The sequence below is a fragment of the Pusillimonas caeni genome (genome assembly GCF_003545815.1).
In the GTDB taxonomy this organism is placed as follows: Bacteria; Pseudomonadota; Gammaproteobacteria; order Burkholderiales; family Burkholderiaceae_B; genus Pusillimonas; species Pusillimonas caeni.
In genome coordinates this window covers 1-18348 of the sequence record NZ_PDUW01000003.1, presented here as the reverse complement: position 1 = coordinate 18348, position 18348 = coordinate 1, and the positions used below count along the sequence as shown (strand labels likewise).

Sequence of the window (18348 nt, the reverse complement as noted above, 5' to 3'; positions counted from 1 at the left end):
CCCCGCCCGAAATTGGCGGCATAATTGATCTTTTATCCATCCTCCGACCGAGGGCATCAACTTGAACCCCAGCGACGACACTCGCCTTGACGCACTGAAACACTGGCTTGCTTCTTTCGCCGACGAACAGGGCCTCGATCTCGAAACGCTGCGCCCGGCTTCCAGCGATGCGAGCTTTCGCCGCTATTTCCGGCTCGAAGGCCGGGACGGCAGCGTCATCGCCATGGATGCGCCCCCCCGCCTCGAAGACTGCCAACCCTTTCTCTCGGTAGGCGAAAAGCTGCGGCAGGTGGGCGTCAATGTCCCGCGTATCCATGCGCAAGACCTCGACCAGGGCTTTCTGCTCATCTCCGACCTGGGCGGGCAAACCTATTATCAGGCCATCGTCGCCGGCCTGCCCGACGCCCCGCTGCAAAAGCTGTATCGCGACGCCATCGCGGCGCTCGTGCAGATACAACATGCGGATACCGCCGGGCTGCCACGTTACGACGAGGCGCGCCTGCTGGCGGAACTGCAGCTGTTTCCCCAATGGTATGTGGAAAGACACTGCCAGGCCCGGCTCAGCGACGCCGAGCAGGCCATGTTGCAGCAAGTATTCTCGGCGCTGGCCAAAGACGCCTCCACTCAACCGATCGTGCTGGTGCACCGCGATTTTCACTCGCCCAATCTCATGGTGAGCGACGGGCCCGGTCAGGGTCCCAACCCGGGGGTCATCGACTACCAGGATGCGTTGGCCGGCCCCATCACCTACGACCTCGCCTCCCTGGTGATGGATGCGCGCACCACCTGGGAAGAACCCCAGCAACTGGACTGGGCCATCCGGTATTGGCAAGCGGCCCGCGAGGCGGGCCTTCCCGTGCCCGCCGATTTCGCCGACTTCCATCGCGCCTACGAATGGATGAGCCTGCAGCGCAATCTGCGCATACTGGGCGTGTTCGCCCGGCTGTCCTACCGCGACGGGAAAAATCATTACCTCGACCACATTCCGCGGATGCAGGGCTACGTCAGGCAAGTGGCGGGACGCTACGGCGTGTTCGCCCCCTTGCTGCGGCTGCTCGACCGCCTCGAGAACCGGCCGGTCTCGTACGGATACACATTCTGATGCGGGCCATGATTCTTGCCGCAGGCCGCGGGGAACGCATGCGGCCGCTCACCGACACCCAGCCCAAGCCCCTGCTCAAGGCGGGCGGCAAGCCTTTGATCGAATGGCATATACATCGCCTGGCCCGGGCGGGCATCACCCAGCTCGTAATCAATCACGCCTGGCTGGGCCGGCAGATCGAGAACACATTGGGCGACGGCAGACGCTACGGCGTGAAGATAGCCTACTCGCCCGAAGAAGCGGCGCTCGAAACGGCCGGCGGCATCGCCCGGGCCCTGCCGCTGCTTGGGAGCGAGCCCTTTCTCGTCATGAACGGCGACGTCTGGTGCGACTGGGACCCCGCTCGGGCCAATGACGTTGCCGCCACGCTGCACGCCGGAACGCTGCACGCGTGGCTGCTGCTTACCGACAATCCCCCCCATCATCCCGGCGGAGACTTCTCGCTCGAGGCAAACGGGCTGCTGGCCGAGCCGCGCACAGGCGATACGCTGACCTTTACCGGTATCGGCATATACCGCCCGCAATTTTTCGAGGGGGTCGATGCCCGCCAGCCAGCGCGCCTGGCCCCTCTTTTGCATCAGGCCATCCGGCAAGGACGGATCGGCGGCGAACATTACAATGGCCGGTGGGTGGACGTGGGTACTCCTCAGCGTCTTGCCGAGCTGGATACGCTATTGTCTTCATAGCCCGAGCTTGCGTTACGACTTATTCCAAAGCGCAACCAGGCTCTTCGAACCGGCGGCAACGCGCTACATTCCGCGTTATGCTTTATGATTTTTCGAATCATTTATTCGCTGCGGTTTCAACGGCCTGCATCACGGAATCCTCAATATGGCCCTATTCTCTTCGAACAAGCGTGTCGTTTTCCAACCTACGGCCTATGGCAGCACGCGGCGCCGTCGCGGCATCCCGCGCTGGCTGGTGCTGATCTTGACCGGCATCGTGCTGGGCGCCGGCGGCCTGCTGTTTCTGCAGAAAAGCTACGGCCCGCCACGCCTTACCGCTGAAGAGTCCGAACGCCTGCACCAGGACCTGAACAGCGCCAACATCGACAAACAGCGGCTGCAGTCCCAACTGGCTCAGCAGACCCGCGACCTCGAAGAGGCGCGAAGCACGCTCTCGGGCCAGGACGGCCGTCTCGAGCAGCTGCAGACCCGGGTGAACTCTCTGCAAGAAGACATCCAGATGCTGGTCAAGGACATTCCCCCAGATCCCCGCGGCACTTCGCCCGGGATCCGGGCGGCTGAATTGACCAGCCAATCGGGAACGCTCAATTACCAGGTACTGGTGATGCAGGACGATCCCTCGGCGGCCACCTTCGAAGGCCGCATCACTTTCGTCGTCGAAGGCCGCTATCCCAACGGCCGCAGCAATACCATCACTCTGGATCCGGTGGAATTCAACGTCGATCATTACAAGTACGTCAAGGGCAGCGCGCCCCTGCCGGACGGCATGACCGGCCGGCTGGTGACCATTCGCATCACTCAGGGCGAAGCCACGCGTCTCGTCGCCACTCGCACCATTCGCGTCCGCTAACCCGAAAGGCGCAGGGGGTGCCTGGCCCGTACCCCCATTCCCGGCCTTCCGCCATGGCGCTCATGACTCGGGTTCGGCCAGGGTCGAAGACTCCTTCGGCACGTCCTCGCCGGTCTTTATGACGCTGAACTCGCCGTTAGGCTCCAGGTAGGCGCGCTTGACGTCGGCGACCGATTCGATGCCCTTGAGCCGAAGCTGCTCCATGAGTTCGCCGCGGCCGATATGCTCGCTGCGCAGGCCCGCGTGGATGATTCTGCCGTCCCGTATCAGGCAGACGCGGTTAGGCTCGAGCAGGCGGTGCACAAGAGGCGAATAGTACGCTGCGCGGTCCAGCAACACGCTCCAAACGACTATGGTAGTGACCACGATGACACCGTCGCCCACCGACGGGGAGTCCGCGGAAAGCGCATTGCCCACCGCATCGGCCACCAATACCAGCACCAGCAGGTCGGCCGTACCCAGCGCGCCGATTTCCCGCCGCCCCGCTATGCGGAGAAGAATCAGCACCGTCCAATAAACGGCGGTGCCCCGCACTATCATCGCGAGCACTCCTTCCTGCAACGCGAAGATGTCTCCAAAGTCCGGCACGTCAGACCTCCACCACAACACACATGGCTGGCGGTGAGCAAACAGCGTACCCGGCGGCGAGCATCGCCATCAGCAAGTTCTTTACCTCGGGGCGGAAAGGTGAAAGGGCCGGATCGCACGCACGACCCGGCCCCGATAGCCATGAAGCGACCCTCGGACCGCTGCCGCACTCCGGCCGCGATCCGAGGACGACGAAATCAGCTCCCGATTACGCCGCCGTCATCCTTCGTGATGACGATGGTGGCCGAGCGCGGCAGCGACGCGCCGCCATCCGGCCAATGGCTGTCGCCGTCTTCGCCGGGATGCTGGATATTGATGAAGAGGGTCTTGCTGTCGGGCGTGAAGGCGATGCCCGTCACTTCGCATTCCCTGGGCCCCACGAAGAAGCGGCGTATTTCCTTGCTGGCCGGGTCGGCGCACAGCATCTGGTTGTTGCCCTGACCCTCGTATTCGCCCTCGTTGCTGTAGTTGCCGTCGGTCTGGATCCACAGCCTGCCTTCCTGGTCGAACGCCAGCCCGTCGGGGCTGTTGAAGGTATTGTCGACGGTGATGTTTTCGGAACCCGACTTGAGGTCGGCGCGGTCCGTGTACTTGACGGGGTTGCCCGCGAGCACGAAGAGATCCCACTCGAAAGTCGTCGCTGCCGCGTCATCACCGGCTTCGCGCCAGCGGATGATCTGGCCATAGCGGTTGGCCGCGCGCGGATTGGCATCGTCGGTCTCGTCCTCGGCCCGGCCGCTGTTGTTGGTCAAAGTCACATAGACCTCGCCGCTGGTCGGATGCACGCTGACCCACTCCGGACGGTCCATCTTGGTGGCGCCCACCAGGTCGGCCGCCATGCGCGTCTTGATCAGGATGTCGGCCTGAGTCGGGAAATTGGTGTTGTCCGCCAGCAGCGCGGCGTTTTCATTCTTGTCCAGCAGCACCCATTTACCGGTGCCCATGAAGTCGCCGCTGGCCGCGCCGTCCTCGAATTGCGCGACATACAGTCTGCCCGAGTCGAGCAAGGCCGAATTGTCGCCGCCTTCCTTGAAGGTGCCGTCGGAAACGAATTTGTAGATGTAGTCGCCCGCCTGGTCGTCGCCCATGTAGACCACGATGCGATTGTCGCCGGTCAGGCGGTAGGCGGCGTTCTCGTGCTTGATGCGACCCAGCGCCGTGCGCTTCTTGGGTACCGAATTGGGGACGAAGGGGTCGATTTCCACGATCCAGCCGAAGCGGTTGGCTTCGTTGGGCTCTTTCACGTAGTCGAAGCGATCCACGAACTCTTCCCAGCGGTAGCCCGTTCCCTGGGCCGAAAGGCCATAGCGTTTTTGCACCTCGTCGCGCTGGTCGTTGCCCGAGGTGGTGCCGAAGTAGTTGTTGAAGTTTTCTTCACAGGTCAGATAGGTGTTCCAGGGCGTCCAGCCGTTGCCGCAATTGTTGAAGGTGCCCAGCACCTTGGTTCCCGTGGGGTCGTCCGTGGTCTTGAGCAGATCGTGGCCGGCGGCAGGGCCGGTCAGCTCCATTTCCGTCGAGGCGGTGATGCGGCGGTTGTAGTGGGAGTCGAGCTTGATCTCCCACTTGCCCTCGCCATTGCGAACGATGTGGATCACCGACACGCCGTGGGCGTTGATGGCCTTATGGGCCTTGTCGGCCGTCCAGGGCTCGGTGCCGTCCACGCCGAACAGCCACTGATAGCCGCTCCCGCCCGCAGTCGTGTACTCATGGTTCATCACCAGCAGGCCTTCGCTGCTGCTGCCGCTGATGGGGAAGAAGTGAATGCCATCGTGGTTGTCGCCGACCTGGCGCGCCTGGGCCGCCGCGTCGTCGCTGCCGTCGGCCTTCCAGTCCGGATCGCCGGCGAACAAGGGAGTGCCCCAGGGAGCGAACGGGGTGGCGGTATAGCCCTCGGCCACCACAATCGTGTCTTCGGTGGAAACCGGAATGGCCTTGAAGCCCAGCAGCGAAGTTTCCGGCGGGGTTTCTGAACCGCCATCGCCGCTGCTCCCGCTGCTCCCGCCACAGGCGGCCAAGGGGCCGGCCAGGAACACCGCGGCCGACAGACCCAGGCCAGACTTCAAAAAGCCGCGACGGCTGCGCGCGCGTTCGACGACTGCCTGAAAATGCTCGTTGGATGAAGTATTGGTGGGCAGATCTTCGGAATCAAGAACACGAATGTTTTTCATGTGAGGCTCAATAGAATGGCAACAGGGAGCACGCAGTATCCAACGCGCTTGTTGCAGACGTATTAAGCCAGACGAGTTTCCAGGGCCGCGCCCGGGGCGAGATCCGAATTCAGCGCCCGGGGTTCAGCGGCGCAGCCTCACGGACGAGGCCCGGTTCAAACGCGCCGCCTCTTCTTCCGCATAGTCGCGCTCTCCCGGTTCGTACCTGCCCTCGTACATGCAGCTGCTGCGGTTCCAGCGGCACTCGCCGCCCCGATCGGAAGCGTCGGAACCGATCAGCGAACAGCCGGAAACGAGCGAGACAAAAAACAGAACGAAGCCACATCGGCTCAAGGTTTGAATGGACATTGTTCCTACCCTACAGAGATGCTTTGGCCATTGTATGAGAAGACGTACACATTCTTGGTGCCGGCCCAATGAAAAGGCCGGCCCGATGTTTCAAGGGACCGGCCTTTCAGGCTGCTGCCTGCCTGCGGTTACGCAGGCAGGAAAATCAGAGCACTTGAATCTGTGTGGCGCAAGGGCCTTTCTGCCCCATGCCCGCAACGAAAGAGACGCGTTGGTTTTCTTCCAGGGATTTATGTCCAGTGCCCTGAATTTCACTGTAGTGAGCAAAGAGGTCCTTGCCACCGGACTCGGGCATGATAAAGCCGAAGCCCTTGTCGTTGTTGAACCACTTCACAATACCGATTTCTGTTTTCAATGTAGATCCTAAATGTACTAGGGAAAAATATCCCCACGGCCACTATGGACGGCTTCCCGCCATAAAGATAGGACTGTTACAAACTAACACGCCAAAAACGAATGGCTGGTCTCTTCATTGAAGGCTGGCGTGAGGGCACGACGATTGCTCAATCCTCCGGCCTGTTAATTGGGCCTTTTCCCAAATCACCTGCCAAGAGAGTTCAGCATGAATAAATCACAGATCCCCGCCGCCCAAAAGGACGTTCTCAGCCTTTTGCTGGACGATCACAAGAAAGCCAAAAAGCTGTTCAAGGAGTTCGAGGCCGAAAAAAGCGACGCCGCCAAAGAAGACATCGCGTTGGAGGTCTGTACGGAGCTTATCGTCCATACGACGATAGAAGAAGAGATCTTCTATCCCTTCCTCCGAGAGCAGAACCCGGAGGCCTTCGGAGACTTGCTCAACGAAGCGCTGGTCGAGCATGCGAGCGCGAAAGAACTCATTTCCCAAATTCGGGGAATGACCATGAAGGACGATCTCTATGAAGCGAAAGTGACGGTATTGGGCGAATACATCGACCACCACGTCAAGGAAGAAGAGGAAGAACTTTTCCCCAAGACCATCGCAAAAAAAATCGACCTACGCGAAATACTCGCGCCAATGACCGAGCGCAAGAAAGAACTGCTCAATTCTCCGGTTGCAGCGTAACCTCTCAAGACCGCCCAGCCGGCTTATAGCAGGGCGGTATGTTTCGACGACACGCTTCCAGACCGGGAACACGCCACCCTGCCAAACCACCAGTAGGAGCGAACCATGACGAAACCCAAGCTCGACAAGAATTCTCCCAGTCTGACGCCGCACGGGGATATTCTTAAGGTGCCTGATGGCAAAGCCAAGAATGGCAAGTCGATAGACAAGTCCATTCCCGAAACCAGTAGACCGCCAGCCGAGCCCGGCCCGGGAATCCCCGGTCAACCACGCCAGCCGATGCCTCATCCGGAGCCCACCGACGTGCCGGGGGAAACGCCAGAGCCGGAAGAACCCGGCCAAGGCCAGCCCATCCCACCGGAGTTGGCATCCACCGCGCGCCCCTAAGACTTCCGCGCCGGCTCCATCAGCGTCAAGGCGCGCATCTACGTCACTTGCCGGATCGGGTAATTTGATCGACAGGAAAGCCAAGAGTATTTGCATAGTCCAGCAGCGCCTCTACTGCGGCCTCGTCAGCTCGCTGATCCCGCGAAAGCACCCATAGGTACTTGCGATCCGGCGTTCCCACGAGCGAGTACTGATAATCGCCATCGAGCCTGAGTATCCAGTAATCGCCCCAGACCATGGGCAGCCAAGACGTCCACTCGGGAGCGAAGCGGACCTCGAGCTTTGCCGGATCGCGAGGGGAGGCAGACTTTGACAGCCTGCCTTCGCCCTCTGCCACATCTGTGCTTCCGTCTTCAGTCCGGCATTGATTCGTGACGCTGATGGCCTTGTCAGCCTGGAGCACGTAGTCCGCTCTGATGTCGCCCACGCAATCGTCCTGAAAGCGATTGGGCAGGCGGGCCTGTTCGTACCACGTGCCTGCGTACCTCTGTAGGTCGACACCTTGCTGCGTCGGCAGTTCCGGATGCGAAGCGGCACACCCCGAGAGCAAGACGAAAAACGAGACAGCAAGAGTTCGCTTCATTTCCTTCTCCTTGGGCCTGCCTGAACGTTGGGTCTGCCTGAACGTTGGGTCTGCTTGAACGTTGGGTCTGCTTGAACTATAGCTCCGCCTGAATATAGTAATCGACATCCTTTTCGCATCGACCGGCAGAGGGCGACAAACGCAAAAACGCCAGCCCGAAAGGCTGGCGTTTTTGCTTGAAATACTGGTGGGTTGGCCGGGGCTCGAACCCGGGACCAACGGATTAAAAGTCCGGTGCTCTACCAACTGAGCTACCAACCCGCTAAAAACCAAAGACCATGATTATTGACAATTTTTAAAAGCCTGTCAAGGAAGGGGCTGGTTTGCCTTAGCGGACACGCGAGATGCGCACCTCGGCGCCACGGCGCTTGACCTCGAGCCCTTCGGACGGAAGTATCTTCAGGCCTTCGAGTCCCTTGATGTAGCTGGAGCCCTGCATCTGCATCACGCGGATCTTGTTGCGCATGACGACCGGGCTGTGTTCGGGCATGCCGAACATCCAGACTTCGTCCAGGATGCGGGCCGAGTTGAACTCGCCGGTGTGCTGGGCGGCGGGCCCCAGGCACAGCATGTGGCCTTCGCGGCCGAAGATCGGCAAGCCGTCGAGTTCGACGTCGATGGAAAGCACGCTGCCTCCTTCGTAGCGCTGCCCGGTGCTCAGGTCCCACCATGCCTCGCCGGCGGGCAGATAGACCTTGTGCTGGTTTCCGGGCTGCAGCACGGGCGCGACCAGCAGGGCCGGCCCGAGCAGATACTGGGTGTCCCAGACATGGGCCGTCACGTCGCCGGGAAACGCCAGCGGCATCGAGCGCTGCACGGGCAGGCCCGTGCGCACGGCATCCTCGATGATGCCCAGCACATAGGGAATCAGCCGATAGCGCCATTGCAGCCAATGCCTGACCAGGGCGCGGGTGGACTCGTCAAAGCCCTGCGGCAGCAATTGCGGCAGGCCCTGGAAGCTGAAGTTGGCTGAAAGCACGCCGGCGGCCAGCCAGCGCACGTAGAGTTCGGCGCTCATGCCGGCGGTGGAGGTATGAGCGCAGCCTATGTTGTGCAGTTGGGCGGTGACGCCGCTGTTGCCCAGCGCCAGCGCGGTGCGAAGCGCATGGGCCAGGCCGTGCCAGTCGTTGTCCACGCGGGGCGCCGCCTGCCAGGCGTAGCGCTGCACGGCCGGGAAGAGGTCGGTGCTGAAGATCACCCCCTCCTGGGGTGTCTTGTGGCCGGCGACCGCGTCGAACAAAGCCTGGCGAGCCAGCAGCGGATAAATGGTTCTGAGCTGGGCGCCGGTTTCGCCGCCCCGGGCGGACACGCCGTCCGGAATGTCGAATTGCGCGTTGCAGTCGGGCGCCCCCAGGCCTTCATCGAAGACCTGACGCTGGCGCTCGGCCCACAGCTTGTACACGTCTTTGTAGGTAAGGTCCAGCAAGCCGAAAGGCCTGCCTGCGCTGGCTTCGGTGCCCGCGAAAACATAGGCCCCGCCGGAGTCGTCGGCAAGCAGCCAGCCGCGGTCCTCCCACTCTTCGAACAGCGGAGTGCCGGCCAATACACCGGGAAAAGACGGCGCGGCCACCTGCAGGTTCAATTCCTGGAACCGGGTCAGCATGGCACGCGGATCAGCCACCCGGCTCTCGTTCCACTCGAATACCGGCTTGTCGGCCTGGAACCCGTAGGCGGCCGGCTGCGCCAGCCTGACGGCATCGATGGCGAATTCGCCGGCGCGCATGCCCTGGGCGGCGGCGTGCAGTTCGTCGATGGACTGCCCCGGGGCCTGATCCAGCCACACGCCCATGGGCCACAGGCAAGGCTGGCCCGCCCGGCCCGTCAGCGCGGTGTACTGGTTGAGGATTTCGCCCGGTTCGCCCGCGAAAATGAAAAGATCGAGCACGGCCGCGTGCAAGGTCAGCTCGTACAGGTCGGGATCATGGGCGGCCACGTCGTGCTCGACCCGCTCGAGACTGTTGACATACACGCCCCAGCCGCGCGGGCTCCAGGCCAGCGGCAAGGCACGCGCGTCCGGCGCGTCCGACACCAGGCCCTCGCCGCGCCGGTCCAGGTCGCCGGCGGTTTCGCCCAGGCCGTAAATGGCATCATCGACGTCGAGTTCGAAGCTGAGCCGCCAGGCAGGCGCCGACTCGGCATCACCGCGCAGCAGCGCCGGCTCGCCCGTGCGCAGCAGGCACTGGTCGCCTCGGTACAGACCTATCTGCAACGGCGCAACAGCGATTTCAAGCGTGAGGTCGCCCTGTTCGAGACGCCATCCCTGTTTGCCGGGTACGGACGAAACGGCCAGTTCGCTTACAGGCTCTTGCCGCGCAAGCAGCATTTCCGCATGGGCTCGGGCCCGGGCGCTTGGCTTGTCGTTGTTCAGGACGGAGGCGGGCGCGCAACGCAGCCGGTATACGCCGGGAGCGGTCGCTTCTATTTCGAGCTGCAACTCGGAGTCCTGGAAGGCGAACACCGCATGGGTGGACTTCGCCGTCAAGAACTGCAGAGAGTCAAGTTGCGTCACGTGAGCAAGTTCAGACTTGGGCGGCACAGCGCAATCCTCGGCAATAGCCTGTAAAGCTTTCAAAAGACATTATTTTGACGGATTTACGCTATAAAATAAAATGACTTTGCTTGGCGGGCCTGCGCAGGCCCCGCCAAGCCCGTTCAGCGCGGCGCCACCGCAGCCTGTAAAGACCGCTCCAGGGGCAAAGGCTCGCCTTCCAGCGTGGCGGCCAGCAGGTCGCCGGCCAGCGCCGCCCATGTCAGGCCTCGCGAGCCATACGCGCAAGCAAGCCACAGGCCCGGCATGTTGGAAACCGGCCCGAACACTGGCAGACGGCCGGCCACCACAGCCCGCCAGCCGGCCCATCCGGCCCGCTCGTCCAGCCATCCCTCTACCCGGCCGGCGCCGACACCCAGCATGCCTGCCACCTGTTCCGCAATGGCATGATGGCCGTCATCCGTCACTTCGCTGGCGGGCGCATTGGCCAGGTAGGTGCTGCCCCCGACGTTCACCCCTTCCACTTCCGGCAGCCAATAGCCATCGGCGCTGAGCACCGTCGCCGGATCGTGCCCGGCGGCCGCCGAACGAAAATAGCTGACCTGGCCGGCCAGGCGCCAGCCGGATTCCAGCTTGGGTAGCCGGCTCAGGTCCATGCAGGTCGACAGCAAGGCGCCCGCATCGGAGGCGTTGGCCAGGACGACCGTCGCCGCCGAAAATACTTCGCCGTCTTCGCCCCGGGCCAGCCAGCCGCTTCCATCGCGCTGCAAGCGCTGAATGCGTGTCGCCCGGCAATCGATGCAAGCATGTTCGAGCAGGGCCTCGAGCAGCGGCTCGGGACGCACGAGCTGTCCATCGGCGAAGAATATGCCCGGGCGCTCGAGCCTCAGGCCCGCTCGGCGGGACACCTCGCCGGCGTCCATCCACCTGACCCATTCTTCGGGAAAACTCAGTGTTTCGAGCGTGAACCGGCGCTGTTCCTCCTGGGCGGCGTCCCGCAACAACTCGACGGTGCCCAGGCGCCGCGGACGCGCCGCTTCCGGCAAGGACTGCCAGCGGTGCAGCGCCCGCAATACCCCGGCACGGCTCAGGCGCGCGCGCAGGTCGTCGTCGCGCGACACCAGCGGCGTCAAGGCGGCGGCCAGATGCCCGCGATGGCTGGCTCCCCTGCCCTGGGCCAGCACCGGATCGGCCACCAGCACCTTGCGTCCCCTGGCGGCCAGGGCGTGGGCCATGCCGGCGCCCGCCGGGCCGGCCCCCACGACCAGCACGGGCCCGGGCCCGGCCGCGAGCAGGCCCCGGCCGAGCCCGGGCCGCAGCACGGCCCGGATCATATTCCACTTGCCGCCGAACCCCGGCGCCTTGCCGACCAGGAAACCGGCGTCCCGCAAGGCGCGGCGCACTTCGCCGCTGGCGCACCAGGTGGCCGCGGTCGCGCCGGGCCTTGCCAGCCTCACCAACTGGCCGAACAGCGCCGGCGACCACATTTCCGGATTCCCGGCCGGGGCAAAGCCGTCCAGAAAGAACGCGTCGACCCCCGCCTGGGCTTCGCGCGCGGTGTGCTCTATGCGTCCGAATACCAGCGTCAGCGTAAGGCGTCCGCCCTCGAATTCCAGGCGATGCACGCCGGGCAGCAGGACCGGCCAGGCCTGGACGAGCTGGCCGGCCGCCTCGTGCAAGCCCGCGGGCAGGCCGCGCGAAGCGATGGCCAGGTCGGCCGCCGAAAACGGATGCGCTTCGAACGACAGCATGTGCAAGCGGCCGCAACGCTGCGGATCGTCCCGCCAGGCCTGCCACAGCGCCAGGAAATTGCGGCCCAGCCCGAAGCCTGTTTCGCAGACGGTGAACGACGCCTTGCCGCGCCACCGTTCCGGCAGGCCATTGCCCCGCAAAAAAACATGGCGCGCCTGGTCCATCGCCCCCTGCCTTGCATGGTAGACGTCCTGGTGGCGTTCGCTGAAAGGCGTGCCCGTTGCGTCGAAGCTTAGGCTCGCCGGCACAAGGGGAGCGTAGCGGCCGCTCATGCGGCCTCCGGGCAGCGGGCCGCTGCGGACGGACCGAGGCGAAGCGCCGGGAAGCGGCATGCGGCCCGCCGCGCGACGTTGCCGGCAATGTTGCGTACACTAATGTCTTTCACTGACTGCTTGCCTGCCTGCGTATGCCTTCGTCTCAGTTTCATCTTAGCGAGTATCTCAATGCCGCCATCTCGGCCGCTCGTACCGGAGCCGCCATACTTCAGGCGCACTCTCTGCGCCGCTCGGACCTCGTCATCGACAAAAAGGCCCGCAACGACCTGGTCTCGCAAGCCGACCGCGACGCCGAAGCGGCCATTATCGAGCAACTGCGCGAAAGCACACCCGAATTCGGCATCGTAGCCGAAGAAACCGGCGGCCAGCCCGGCAGCGGCGCCACCTGGTATATCGACCCTCTGGACGGCACCACCAACTTCCTGCACGGCATTCCGCATTATGCGGTGTCGATCGGACTCATCGCCCATGCGGGCTCCAACGTCGACGGCGACCGGCCGCTCGAGGCCGATACCCCGGTGATCGGCGTGGTCTACGACCCCAATCGCGAAGAACTCTTCACCGCCATGCACGGCGTGGGCGCCTGGCTCAACGAGCACCGCCTTTCATGCTCCCAGACCGAGGCCCTTTCCGAAGCGGTTCTGGCGACGGGCTTCCCCTTCAGGGATTTTTCCTTCGCCGAAGAATACATGCCCATGCTGCATGCGGCCCTGCCGGTGTCGCGCGGCGTGCGCCGCATGGGCTCGGCGGCGCTGGATCTGGCCTGGGTCGCCTGCGGACGCTACGACGGCTATTGGGAGATGGGGCTGGCGCCCTGGGACGTGGCGGCCGGCACCCTGATCGTGCGCGAAGCCGGCGGCATCGCCCACGACATGCGCCACGCCGAGCCCTGGCCCCGCGGCGGCTATGTGTATGCGGGCAATACGCATATCGCCTCTGCCCTGGACGCCATGATCAGCCCGCATCTGAAGCCCCGCTAGAACCGGCTTCGTCGCGCAGCACCCGCCGCAACAGCTTTCCGGTATTGCTCTTGGGCAGTTCGCTGCGAAACTCTATCTCGCGCGGCCGCTTGTAGCCGGTCAGATGGCGCGCGCACCATTCGCGCAATTCGGATTCGGTCAGGGCCGGATCCTTCTTGACCACGAAGAGCTTGACCATCTCGCCGCTGTCGGCGCTGGGCAGGCCGACCACCACGCACTCCAGCACCCCGGGGTGCTGCATGACCACCTGCTCAATCTCGTTGGGATAGACGTTGAAGCCGGACACCAGAATCATGTCTTTCTTGCGGTCTACGATGCGCACCCGGCCTTCGGGGCTCATGATGCCGATATCGCCGGTCTTGAAATAGCCCTGGGCTGAAAACGACGCCCGCGTTTCGTCGGGCATCTTCCAATAGCCTTTCATGACCTGAGGCCCCCGGATCGACACTTCGCCGGCCTCGCCGAACGGCATTTCGCGCTCCTCGCTGTCCAGCATGACGACGTCGGTGGAAGGCAGCGGCAGGCCGATGTCGCCCGAATACTCGGTGGCATTGGTGGGATTGACGATGGCCACCGGCGAAGTTTCCGACAGGCCATAACCCTCGATCAGCGGCAGGCCGGTCACGCTGTGCCATCTTTCGGCCACGGCCTTCTGCACCGCCGCCCCGCCGCCGAAGCACAGGCGCAGCGCCGAGAAATCGAGCTGCTCGAACTCGGGACGGTTCAGCAGGCCGTTGAACAGCGTGTTCACGGCGGGGAAAATCGATACCGGATCGCGCCGCCAAGCCTCCAGTATGGTGTCGAGCTTGCGCGGATCGGCGATGAGCACGCTGCACATGCCGGCATGCATGGCGAACAGGCCGCAGACCGTAAAGGCAAAGATGTGGTACAGCGGCAAGGCGGTGAGCATCACCATGCCGGCTCCGCACTCCTCGCCCAGCACCGGACGCGCCACCGCCTGCATCTGGAGCACATTCGCCACCAGGTTGCCGTGGGTCAGCATGGCTCCCTTGGGCCTGCCCGTGGTGCCGCCCGTATATTGCAGCAGCGCAACGTCGTCCAGGCTCAATTCCGGGGCACGGAACGTGCCCCCCGCTCCCTTCCTGAGCACCTGCCTAAGCGGAATCGCGTCCTCCAGGCCGTGCCGGGGAACCATGTGCTTGATATGCCGCGCGGCGAAATTCAATACCATGCCCTTCACGCCGAGCAGGTCTCCGACCGACACCAGCACCACCTTGCCGGGCCGGGCCGGCCGATCGACCTTGGCCAGCGTCGCGGCGAAGCTCTCGAAGATGAAGATCATGTCGACTTCGGCGTCTTCGAGCTGATGGCGCAATTCGGGCGCCGTGTACATGGGATTGACGTTGACCAGCACCATGCCGGCGCGCAATACCCCCACCAGTATTGGCAGATAGGCCATGACGTTGGGCATCATCAGCGCGACGTGGCTGCCCACCGGCAGGCCCTGGGCCTGCACCCACGCCGCCACCGCGTCGGCATGGCGGTCGAGCTCGGCATAGCTCAGGTCGCTGCCCATGAACACCGCCGCGCGGCGCCGCCCATGCTTCTTGCAGGCCTGCCCGAGCAGGTCCGGCAAGGACCGATAGCCTTCGGTGCTGATCTGGGCCGGTACGCCCTCGGGATAAAGCGCGATCCAGGGTTTCTGCATTGCTCCTCGCTTTCGCCCTTGCGGCGGGGCGATAGTCTTATTGAACCGACGTTGATGATACGCTGTGATCAAGGTACAGTTTATCGTCAAGCATTTCAGGATCCGGTTTCATGAAATTAGTCGAACCCATCGTCGGTTGGCAAGCCGAAATGGCCGACATCCGTCGCGACATCCACGCCCACCCCGAGCTCGCCTACGAAGAGGTGCGTACGGCCGACCTGGTCGCCCGCCTTCTCGAGTCGTGGGGCATACCCACGCACAGAGGCCTGGGCATCACGGGTGTCGTGGGCGCGATCCATGGGGCGACGCAAACCGGGCGCGCCATCGGCCTGCGCGCCGACATGGACGCCCTGCCCATGCAAGAGGCCAACACCTTCGCCCATGCCAGCAAGCACGCCGGCGTCATGCATGCCTGCGGCCACGACGGCCACACGGCCATGCTGCTGGCCGCCGCGCGCTATCTGGCGCAGCACCGCGACTTCGACGGCACGGTCTACGTCATTTTCCAGCCTGCCGAAGAAGGCTTCAGCGGCGCAAAAAAAATGATCGATGACGGCCTCTTCCGGCAGTTCCCCATGGAGGCCGTATTCGGCATGCACAACTGGCCGGGCATCGACGCCGGCGCCTTCGCCGTGCATGACGGCCCGGTCATGGCATCCAGCAACACATTCGAAATCACCATCCGGGGCAAGGGCGCGCACGCCGCCATGCCCAATCTGGGCCACGATCCCGTCATGGCGGCCGTCCAGCTCGCCCAGGCCTTCCAGACCATCATCACCCGCGAAGTCGACCCCCTCGACCCGGCGGTGCTCAGCATCACTCAGATCCACAGCGGCTCGGCCGACAACGTCATTCCCGACGACGCCGTCATGCGCGGCACGGTGCGCACCTTCAGCGATGGGGCCGTCGACCTCATCGAAAGACGCATGCGCGAAATCGCCGCGCTCAATTGCCAGGCCATGAACTGCTCGGTCGATTTCGCCTTCCACCGCCGCTATCCGCCCACCATCAACCATGCCGATGAAGCGGCCTTTTGCGCCCAGGTGCTGCAGGACATCGTCGGCGCCGACAAGGTCGAGCGCGCGCGGCCGCCGTCCATGGGCGCCGAAGACTTCGCCTTCATGCTCAAGGAGAAACCCGGCTGCTATGTCTGGATAGGCAACGGACACGGCGATCATCGCGGCAGCGGCCACGGGCTGGGTCCCTGCATGCTGCACAACAGCAGCTACGATTTCAACGACGAAGTCCTCCCCCTCGGGGCCAGCTACTGGGTCGAGCTGGCCCGCCGCCGCCTGGCCCGGCCTCCCGGGGTCGACTGACCTTTCTTCCCCTTCACTTCCCCTCGCCGGCCGGCCCGCTTCCGTTACAATAGCGGGCCACCTCGGCGCCGAAGGCTCATCGCCCCACCCGGGGTCCGCCCCCGGCGAGCGATGCCATCCCGACCCAGATTCATCAACAAGGTTGCCTATGTCGGATCCGCAAGTCAGGCCTCAAGACGGTCCCATCACCATCCCGCGCCGGCTCGACCCCGAGGACGCCCAGCTCGCCCTGCAACGCCTGCAGGCGATTCTGAAGCGGCAAGAGGTCGTCGAGGCGCTGGCGCGCCGCCAATACGAAGCCGACGAACGATCCAACCTGCTCGAGGGCATGCTGCACCGCCAGCACGAAGGCGAGATCCGCAGCATCGTCAACGACCTGCACCCCTCGGACATCGCCTTCATCCTCGAATCCCTGCCCGAGCATGAGCGCCAGGCGGTCTGGCAGCTGGTCGACGCCGAACACGACGCCGACGTCCTGCTCGAAGTCGACGACTGGGCGCGCGAATCGCTCATCAAGTCCATGGACCTGCAGGACCTGGTCGCCGCCACCGGCACCATGGACACCGACGAACTGGCCGACCTGGTGCCCGACCTGCCGCCCGACGTCGTGGCCGAAGTGCAAAAAGGCCTGACCGACGAAGAGCGCGCCCAGCTCATCGAAGCCATGGGCTACCCCGAAGACACCGTGGGCGCCATCATGGATTTCGAGATGGTGCGCGTGCGCGAGGACGTCTCGCTCGAGGTGGTGCTGCGCTACCTGCGCCGCCTGCACGAGCTGCCTGACCACACCGACCAGATCTTCGTCGTCGACCGCCAGGACCGGCTGCGCGGCACCCTGGCGCTGTCCAAGCTGCTGGTCAGTGAACCCGAGATGGAAGTCTCGCAGGTCATGGACACCGACTACCTCACCCTCAACCCCCTGGACTCCGACGCCGACGCCGCCGGCGCCTTCGAGCGCTACGACCTCGTCTCGGCGCCCGTCACCGACGACCAGGGACGCCTCATCGGCCGGGTCACCATCGCCGAGGTCGTCGACGTCATCCAGGAAGACTCGCAAGAACAGGCCCTGTCGCGCGCCGGCCTGCAGGAAGAGGACATCTTCGCACCCACCCTCAACGCACTCCGCAACCGCGCGCCCTGGCTGCTCGTCAACCTGTTCACCGCCTCCACCGCCGCCTTCGTCGCCTCGCGCTTCGAAGGCACGGTCAGCCACATCGTCGTCCTGGCCTTCCTGATGTCCATCGTCGCCGGCATAGGCGGCAACTCGGGCAACCAGACCATGACCCTCGTCATCCGGGCATTGGCCGTGGGCCGCGTCAACAGCGCTAACATCTGGCAGCTCGTCAAGCGCGAACTCATGATCACCCTGCTGGTGGGCGTCTGCGGCAGCATCGTGGCGGCCGTGTTCGCCTGGTACATCTCCGGCTCCTGGTCCATCGCCATGGTGATGATGGCCGCCATGGTCGGCAACATGCTCATCGGCGCCGCGGTGGGCGTACTCATCCCCCTCATCCGCGACCGCGTCGGCAAAGACCCCGCCATGGGCTCATCGGTGCTGCTCACCTTCTTCACCGATTCGCTGGGCTTCTTCATCTTCCTGGGATTGGCGACGGTGTTCTTGCTGTGATGGCGGCCATGTCTGCATCGTTCGAAACATCGACACAGTGAGGCGCGGGGCGGGGCCGTATTTTGGGCGACGTCCGAGCAAGCCGAGTACCCTGTTATTTTTGGGGAGGCAAGCCCGCAACTGTTTGAGCGCGACGGTTGCGGACAGTCCGGGGGACTGTCCGCCGCGCGAGTTTTGCGGGCGCCCCAAAAATGATAGGGTGCGAGGGCAGCCGGCGAAGCCGGCCGCAGCGAGCGGCGCCCAAAATACGGCCCCGCCCCGCGCCGCTTAAGAATCTATGGTCAGCCCGCATTTTGCAAGCGTGACGGTGTTGACGTAAATTAGGCTTGCTTGAATCTATCCGGAGTCAGTTGGGGTTCCATCCCCGCTCCATGATGAGAGCCGCGCCGGGCAAGCCTAAGAACTCAATCAGCGTCGATGCGCTTTTCTTAAGCTCAGGTTTCCTGCCCGGCCGTTGAGCCGTTTATGTCTTCACGTATCTCGC

General features: G+C 63.8%; 16 protein-coding genes and 1 tRNA gene. 8 read left to right on the top strand and 9 right to left on the bottom strand.

What is annotated here, in order from left to right; all coding sequences use genetic code 11:
• Window positions 1–61 precede the first annotated feature (61 nt).
• The 3 genes from CSC67_RS07265 (at window position 62) to CSC67_RS07255 (ending at window position 2638) form a co-directional block, all read left to right on the top strand.
• Window positions 62–1102, top strand: a complete 1041-nt coding sequence (locus tag CSC67_RS07265) for an aminoglycoside phosphotransferase family protein (protein ID WP_118993866.1) — start codon at window positions 62–64, stop codon at window positions 1100–1102.
• Window positions 1102–1788 carry an N-acetylmuramate alpha-1-phosphate uridylyltransferase MurU gene (murU, locus tag CSC67_RS07260; protein ID WP_118993865.1) on the top strand — a complete coding sequence of 229 codons (687 nt, stop codon included), beginning with the start codon at window positions 1102–1104 and terminating at the stop codon, window positions 1786–1788. Before CSC67_RS07265 ends, murU begins: the two co-directional genes overlap by 1 nt.
• A gap of 145 nt (window positions 1789–1933) precedes the next feature.
• A complete protein-coding gene (locus CSC67_RS07255; protein ID WP_118993864.1) occupies window positions 1934–2638 on the top strand; it encodes a hypothetical protein in 705 nt (234 codons plus the stop codon).
• 60 nt (window positions 2639–2698) lie between these two features.
• Here CSC67_RS07255 and CSC67_RS07250 read toward each other — a convergent pair whose 3' ends face one another.
• The 4 genes from CSC67_RS07250 to CSC67_RS07235 all read right to left on the bottom strand — a co-directional run bounded on the left by CSC67_RS07250 (window position 2699) and on the right by CSC67_RS07235 (window position 6097).
• Entirely contained in the window at window positions 2699–3226 is a 528-nt protein-coding gene (locus tag CSC67_RS07250; RefSeq protein WP_245220166.1) for a DUF421 domain-containing protein, read from the bottom strand.
• A gap of 197 nt (window positions 3227–3423) precedes the next feature.
• The gene (locus CSC67_RS07245) at window positions 3424–5394 is read right to left on the bottom strand and encodes a PhoX family protein (RefSeq protein WP_118993863.1); all 1971 of its coding nucleotides are present in this window, start codon (window positions 5392–5394) and stop codon (window positions 3424–3426) included.
• A 123-nt stretch (window positions 5395–5517) separates the two neighbouring features.
• Window positions 5518–5742 (bottom strand): hypothetical protein, encoded by a 225-nt coding sequence (locus CSC67_RS07240; RefSeq protein WP_118993862.1) that lies wholly within the window; start codon window positions 5740–5742, stop codon window positions 5518–5520.
• A gap of 145 nt (window positions 5743–5887) precedes the next feature.
• A complete protein-coding gene (locus CSC67_RS07235) occupies window positions 5888–6097 on the bottom strand; it encodes a cold-shock protein (RefSeq protein WP_118993861.1) in 210 nt (69 codons plus the stop codon).
• A gap of 207 nt (window positions 6098–6304) precedes the next feature.
• Here CSC67_RS07235 and CSC67_RS07230 point away from each other — a divergent pair, with 207 nt between their 5' ends.
• Together CSC67_RS07230 and CSC67_RS21205 are read left to right on the top strand one after the other, a co-directional pair.
• Window positions 6305–6784: a hemerythrin domain-containing protein gene (locus CSC67_RS07230; RefSeq protein ID WP_118993860.1), complete on the top strand. Its 480-nt coding sequence runs from the start codon at window positions 6305–6307 to the stop codon at window positions 6782–6784.
• A gap of 105 nt (window positions 6785–6889) precedes the next feature.
• Complete coding sequence (locus CSC67_RS21205) at window positions 6890–7171, top strand: hypothetical protein (protein ID WP_135227439.1); 282 nt, start codon at window positions 6890–6892, stop codon at window positions 7169–7171.
• Between the two features lie 43 nt (window positions 7172–7214).
• Here CSC67_RS21205 and CSC67_RS07225 read toward each other — a convergent pair whose 3' ends face one another.
• From CSC67_RS07225 to mnmC, 4 genes are all read right to left on the bottom strand, one after another.
• The gene (locus tag CSC67_RS07225) at window positions 7215–7754 is read right to left on the bottom strand and encodes a lipocalin family protein (RefSeq protein ID WP_167752793.1); all 540 of its coding nucleotides are present in this window, start codon (window positions 7752–7754) and stop codon (window positions 7215–7217) included.
• Window positions 7755–7939: 185 nt separating this feature from the next.
• Window positions 7940–8015 (bottom strand) — tRNA-Lys (locus CSC67_RS07220).
• A gap of 67 nt (window positions 8016–8082) precedes the next feature.
• Window positions 8083–10290 (bottom strand): glycoside hydrolase family 31 protein, encoded by a 2208-nt coding sequence (locus CSC67_RS07215; RefSeq protein ID WP_118993858.1) that lies wholly within the window; start codon window positions 10288–10290, stop codon window positions 8083–8085.
• Between the two features lie 116 nt (window positions 10291–10406).
• Entirely contained in the window at window positions 10407–12266 is a 1860-nt protein-coding gene (gene mnmC / locus CSC67_RS07210) for a bifunctional tRNA (5-methylaminomethyl-2-thiouridine)(34)-methyltransferase MnmC2/FAD-dependent 5-carboxymethylaminomethyl-2-thiouridine(34) oxidoreductase MnmC1 (RefSeq protein WP_118993857.1), read from the bottom strand.
• 134 nt (window positions 12267–12400) lie between these two features.
• Between mnmC and CSC67_RS07205 the strand changes: the two genes are divergently transcribed.
• Entirely contained in the window at window positions 12401–13249 is an 849-nt protein-coding gene (locus CSC67_RS07205; protein ID WP_118993856.1) for an inositol monophosphatase family protein, read from the top strand.
• Here CSC67_RS07205 and CSC67_RS07200 read toward each other — a convergent pair.
• Window positions 13224–14918 (bottom strand): AMP-binding protein, encoded by a 1695-nt coding sequence (locus tag CSC67_RS07200; RefSeq protein ID WP_118993855.1) that lies wholly within the window; start codon window positions 14916–14918, stop codon window positions 13224–13226. The genes CSC67_RS07205 and CSC67_RS07200 overlap by 26 nt on opposite strands.
• A gap of 110 nt (window positions 14919–15028) precedes the next feature.
• On the opposite strand from CSC67_RS07200, the gene CSC67_RS07195 reads away from it, so the two are divergent.
• Both CSC67_RS07195 and mgtE read left to right on the top strand, forming a co-directional pair.
• A complete protein-coding gene (locus CSC67_RS07195) occupies window positions 15029–16237 on the top strand; it encodes a M20 aminoacylase family protein (RefSeq protein WP_118993854.1) in 1209 nt (402 codons plus the stop codon).
• 148 nt (window positions 16238–16385) lie between these two features.
• Window positions 16386–17864 carry a magnesium transporter gene (gene mgtE / locus CSC67_RS07190; protein ID WP_118993853.1) on the top strand — a complete coding sequence of 493 codons (1479 nt, stop codon included), beginning with the start codon at window positions 16386–16388 and terminating at the stop codon, window positions 17862–17864.
• Window positions 17865–18348 lie beyond the last annotated feature (484 nt).

Coding starts and splice junctions, on each gene's coding strand:
- CSC67_RS07225 (WP_167752793.1), bottom strand. CDS start 7,754: ATGAAGCGAACTCTTGCTGTCTCGTTTTTCGTCTTGCTCTCGGGGTGT.
- CSC67_RS21205 (WP_135227439.1), top strand. CDS start 6,890: ATGACGAAACCCAAGCTCGACAAGAATTCTCCCAGTCTGACGCCGCAC.
- mnmC (WP_118993857.1), bottom strand. CDS start 12,266: ATGAGCGGCCGCTACGCTCCCCTTGTGCCGGCGAGCCTAAGCTTCGAC.
- CSC67_RS07240 (WP_118993862.1), bottom strand. CDS start 5,742: ATGTCCATTCAAACCTTGAGCCGATGTGGCTTCGTTCTGTTTTTTGTC.
- CSC67_RS07255 (WP_118993864.1), top strand. CDS start 1,934: ATGGCCCTATTCTCTTCGAACAAGCGTGTCGTTTTCCAACCTACGGCC.
- CSC67_RS07230 (WP_118993860.1), top strand. CDS start 6,305: ATGAATAAATCACAGATCCCCGCCGCCCAAAAGGACGTTCTCAGCCTT.
- mgtE (WP_118993853.1), top strand. CDS start 16,386: ATGTCGGATCCGCAAGTCAGGCCTCAAGACGGTCCCATCACCATCCCG.
- CSC67_RS07205 (WP_118993856.1), top strand. CDS start 12,401: ATGCCTTCGTCTCAGTTTCATCTTAGCGAGTATCTCAATGCCGCCATC.
- CSC67_RS07195 (WP_118993854.1), top strand. CDS start 15,029: ATGAAATTAGTCGAACCCATCGTCGGTTGGCAAGCCGAAATGGCCGAC.
- murU (WP_118993865.1), top strand. CDS start 1,102: ATGCGGGCCATGATTCTTGCCGCAGGCCGCGGGGAACGCATGCGGCCG.
- CSC67_RS07245 (WP_118993863.1), bottom strand. CDS start 5,394: ATGAAAAACATTCGTGTTCTTGATTCCGAAGATCTGCCCACCAATACT.
- CSC67_RS07200 (WP_118993855.1), bottom strand. CDS start 14,918: ATGCAGAAACCCTGGATCGCGCTTTATCCCGAGGGCGTACCGGCCCAG.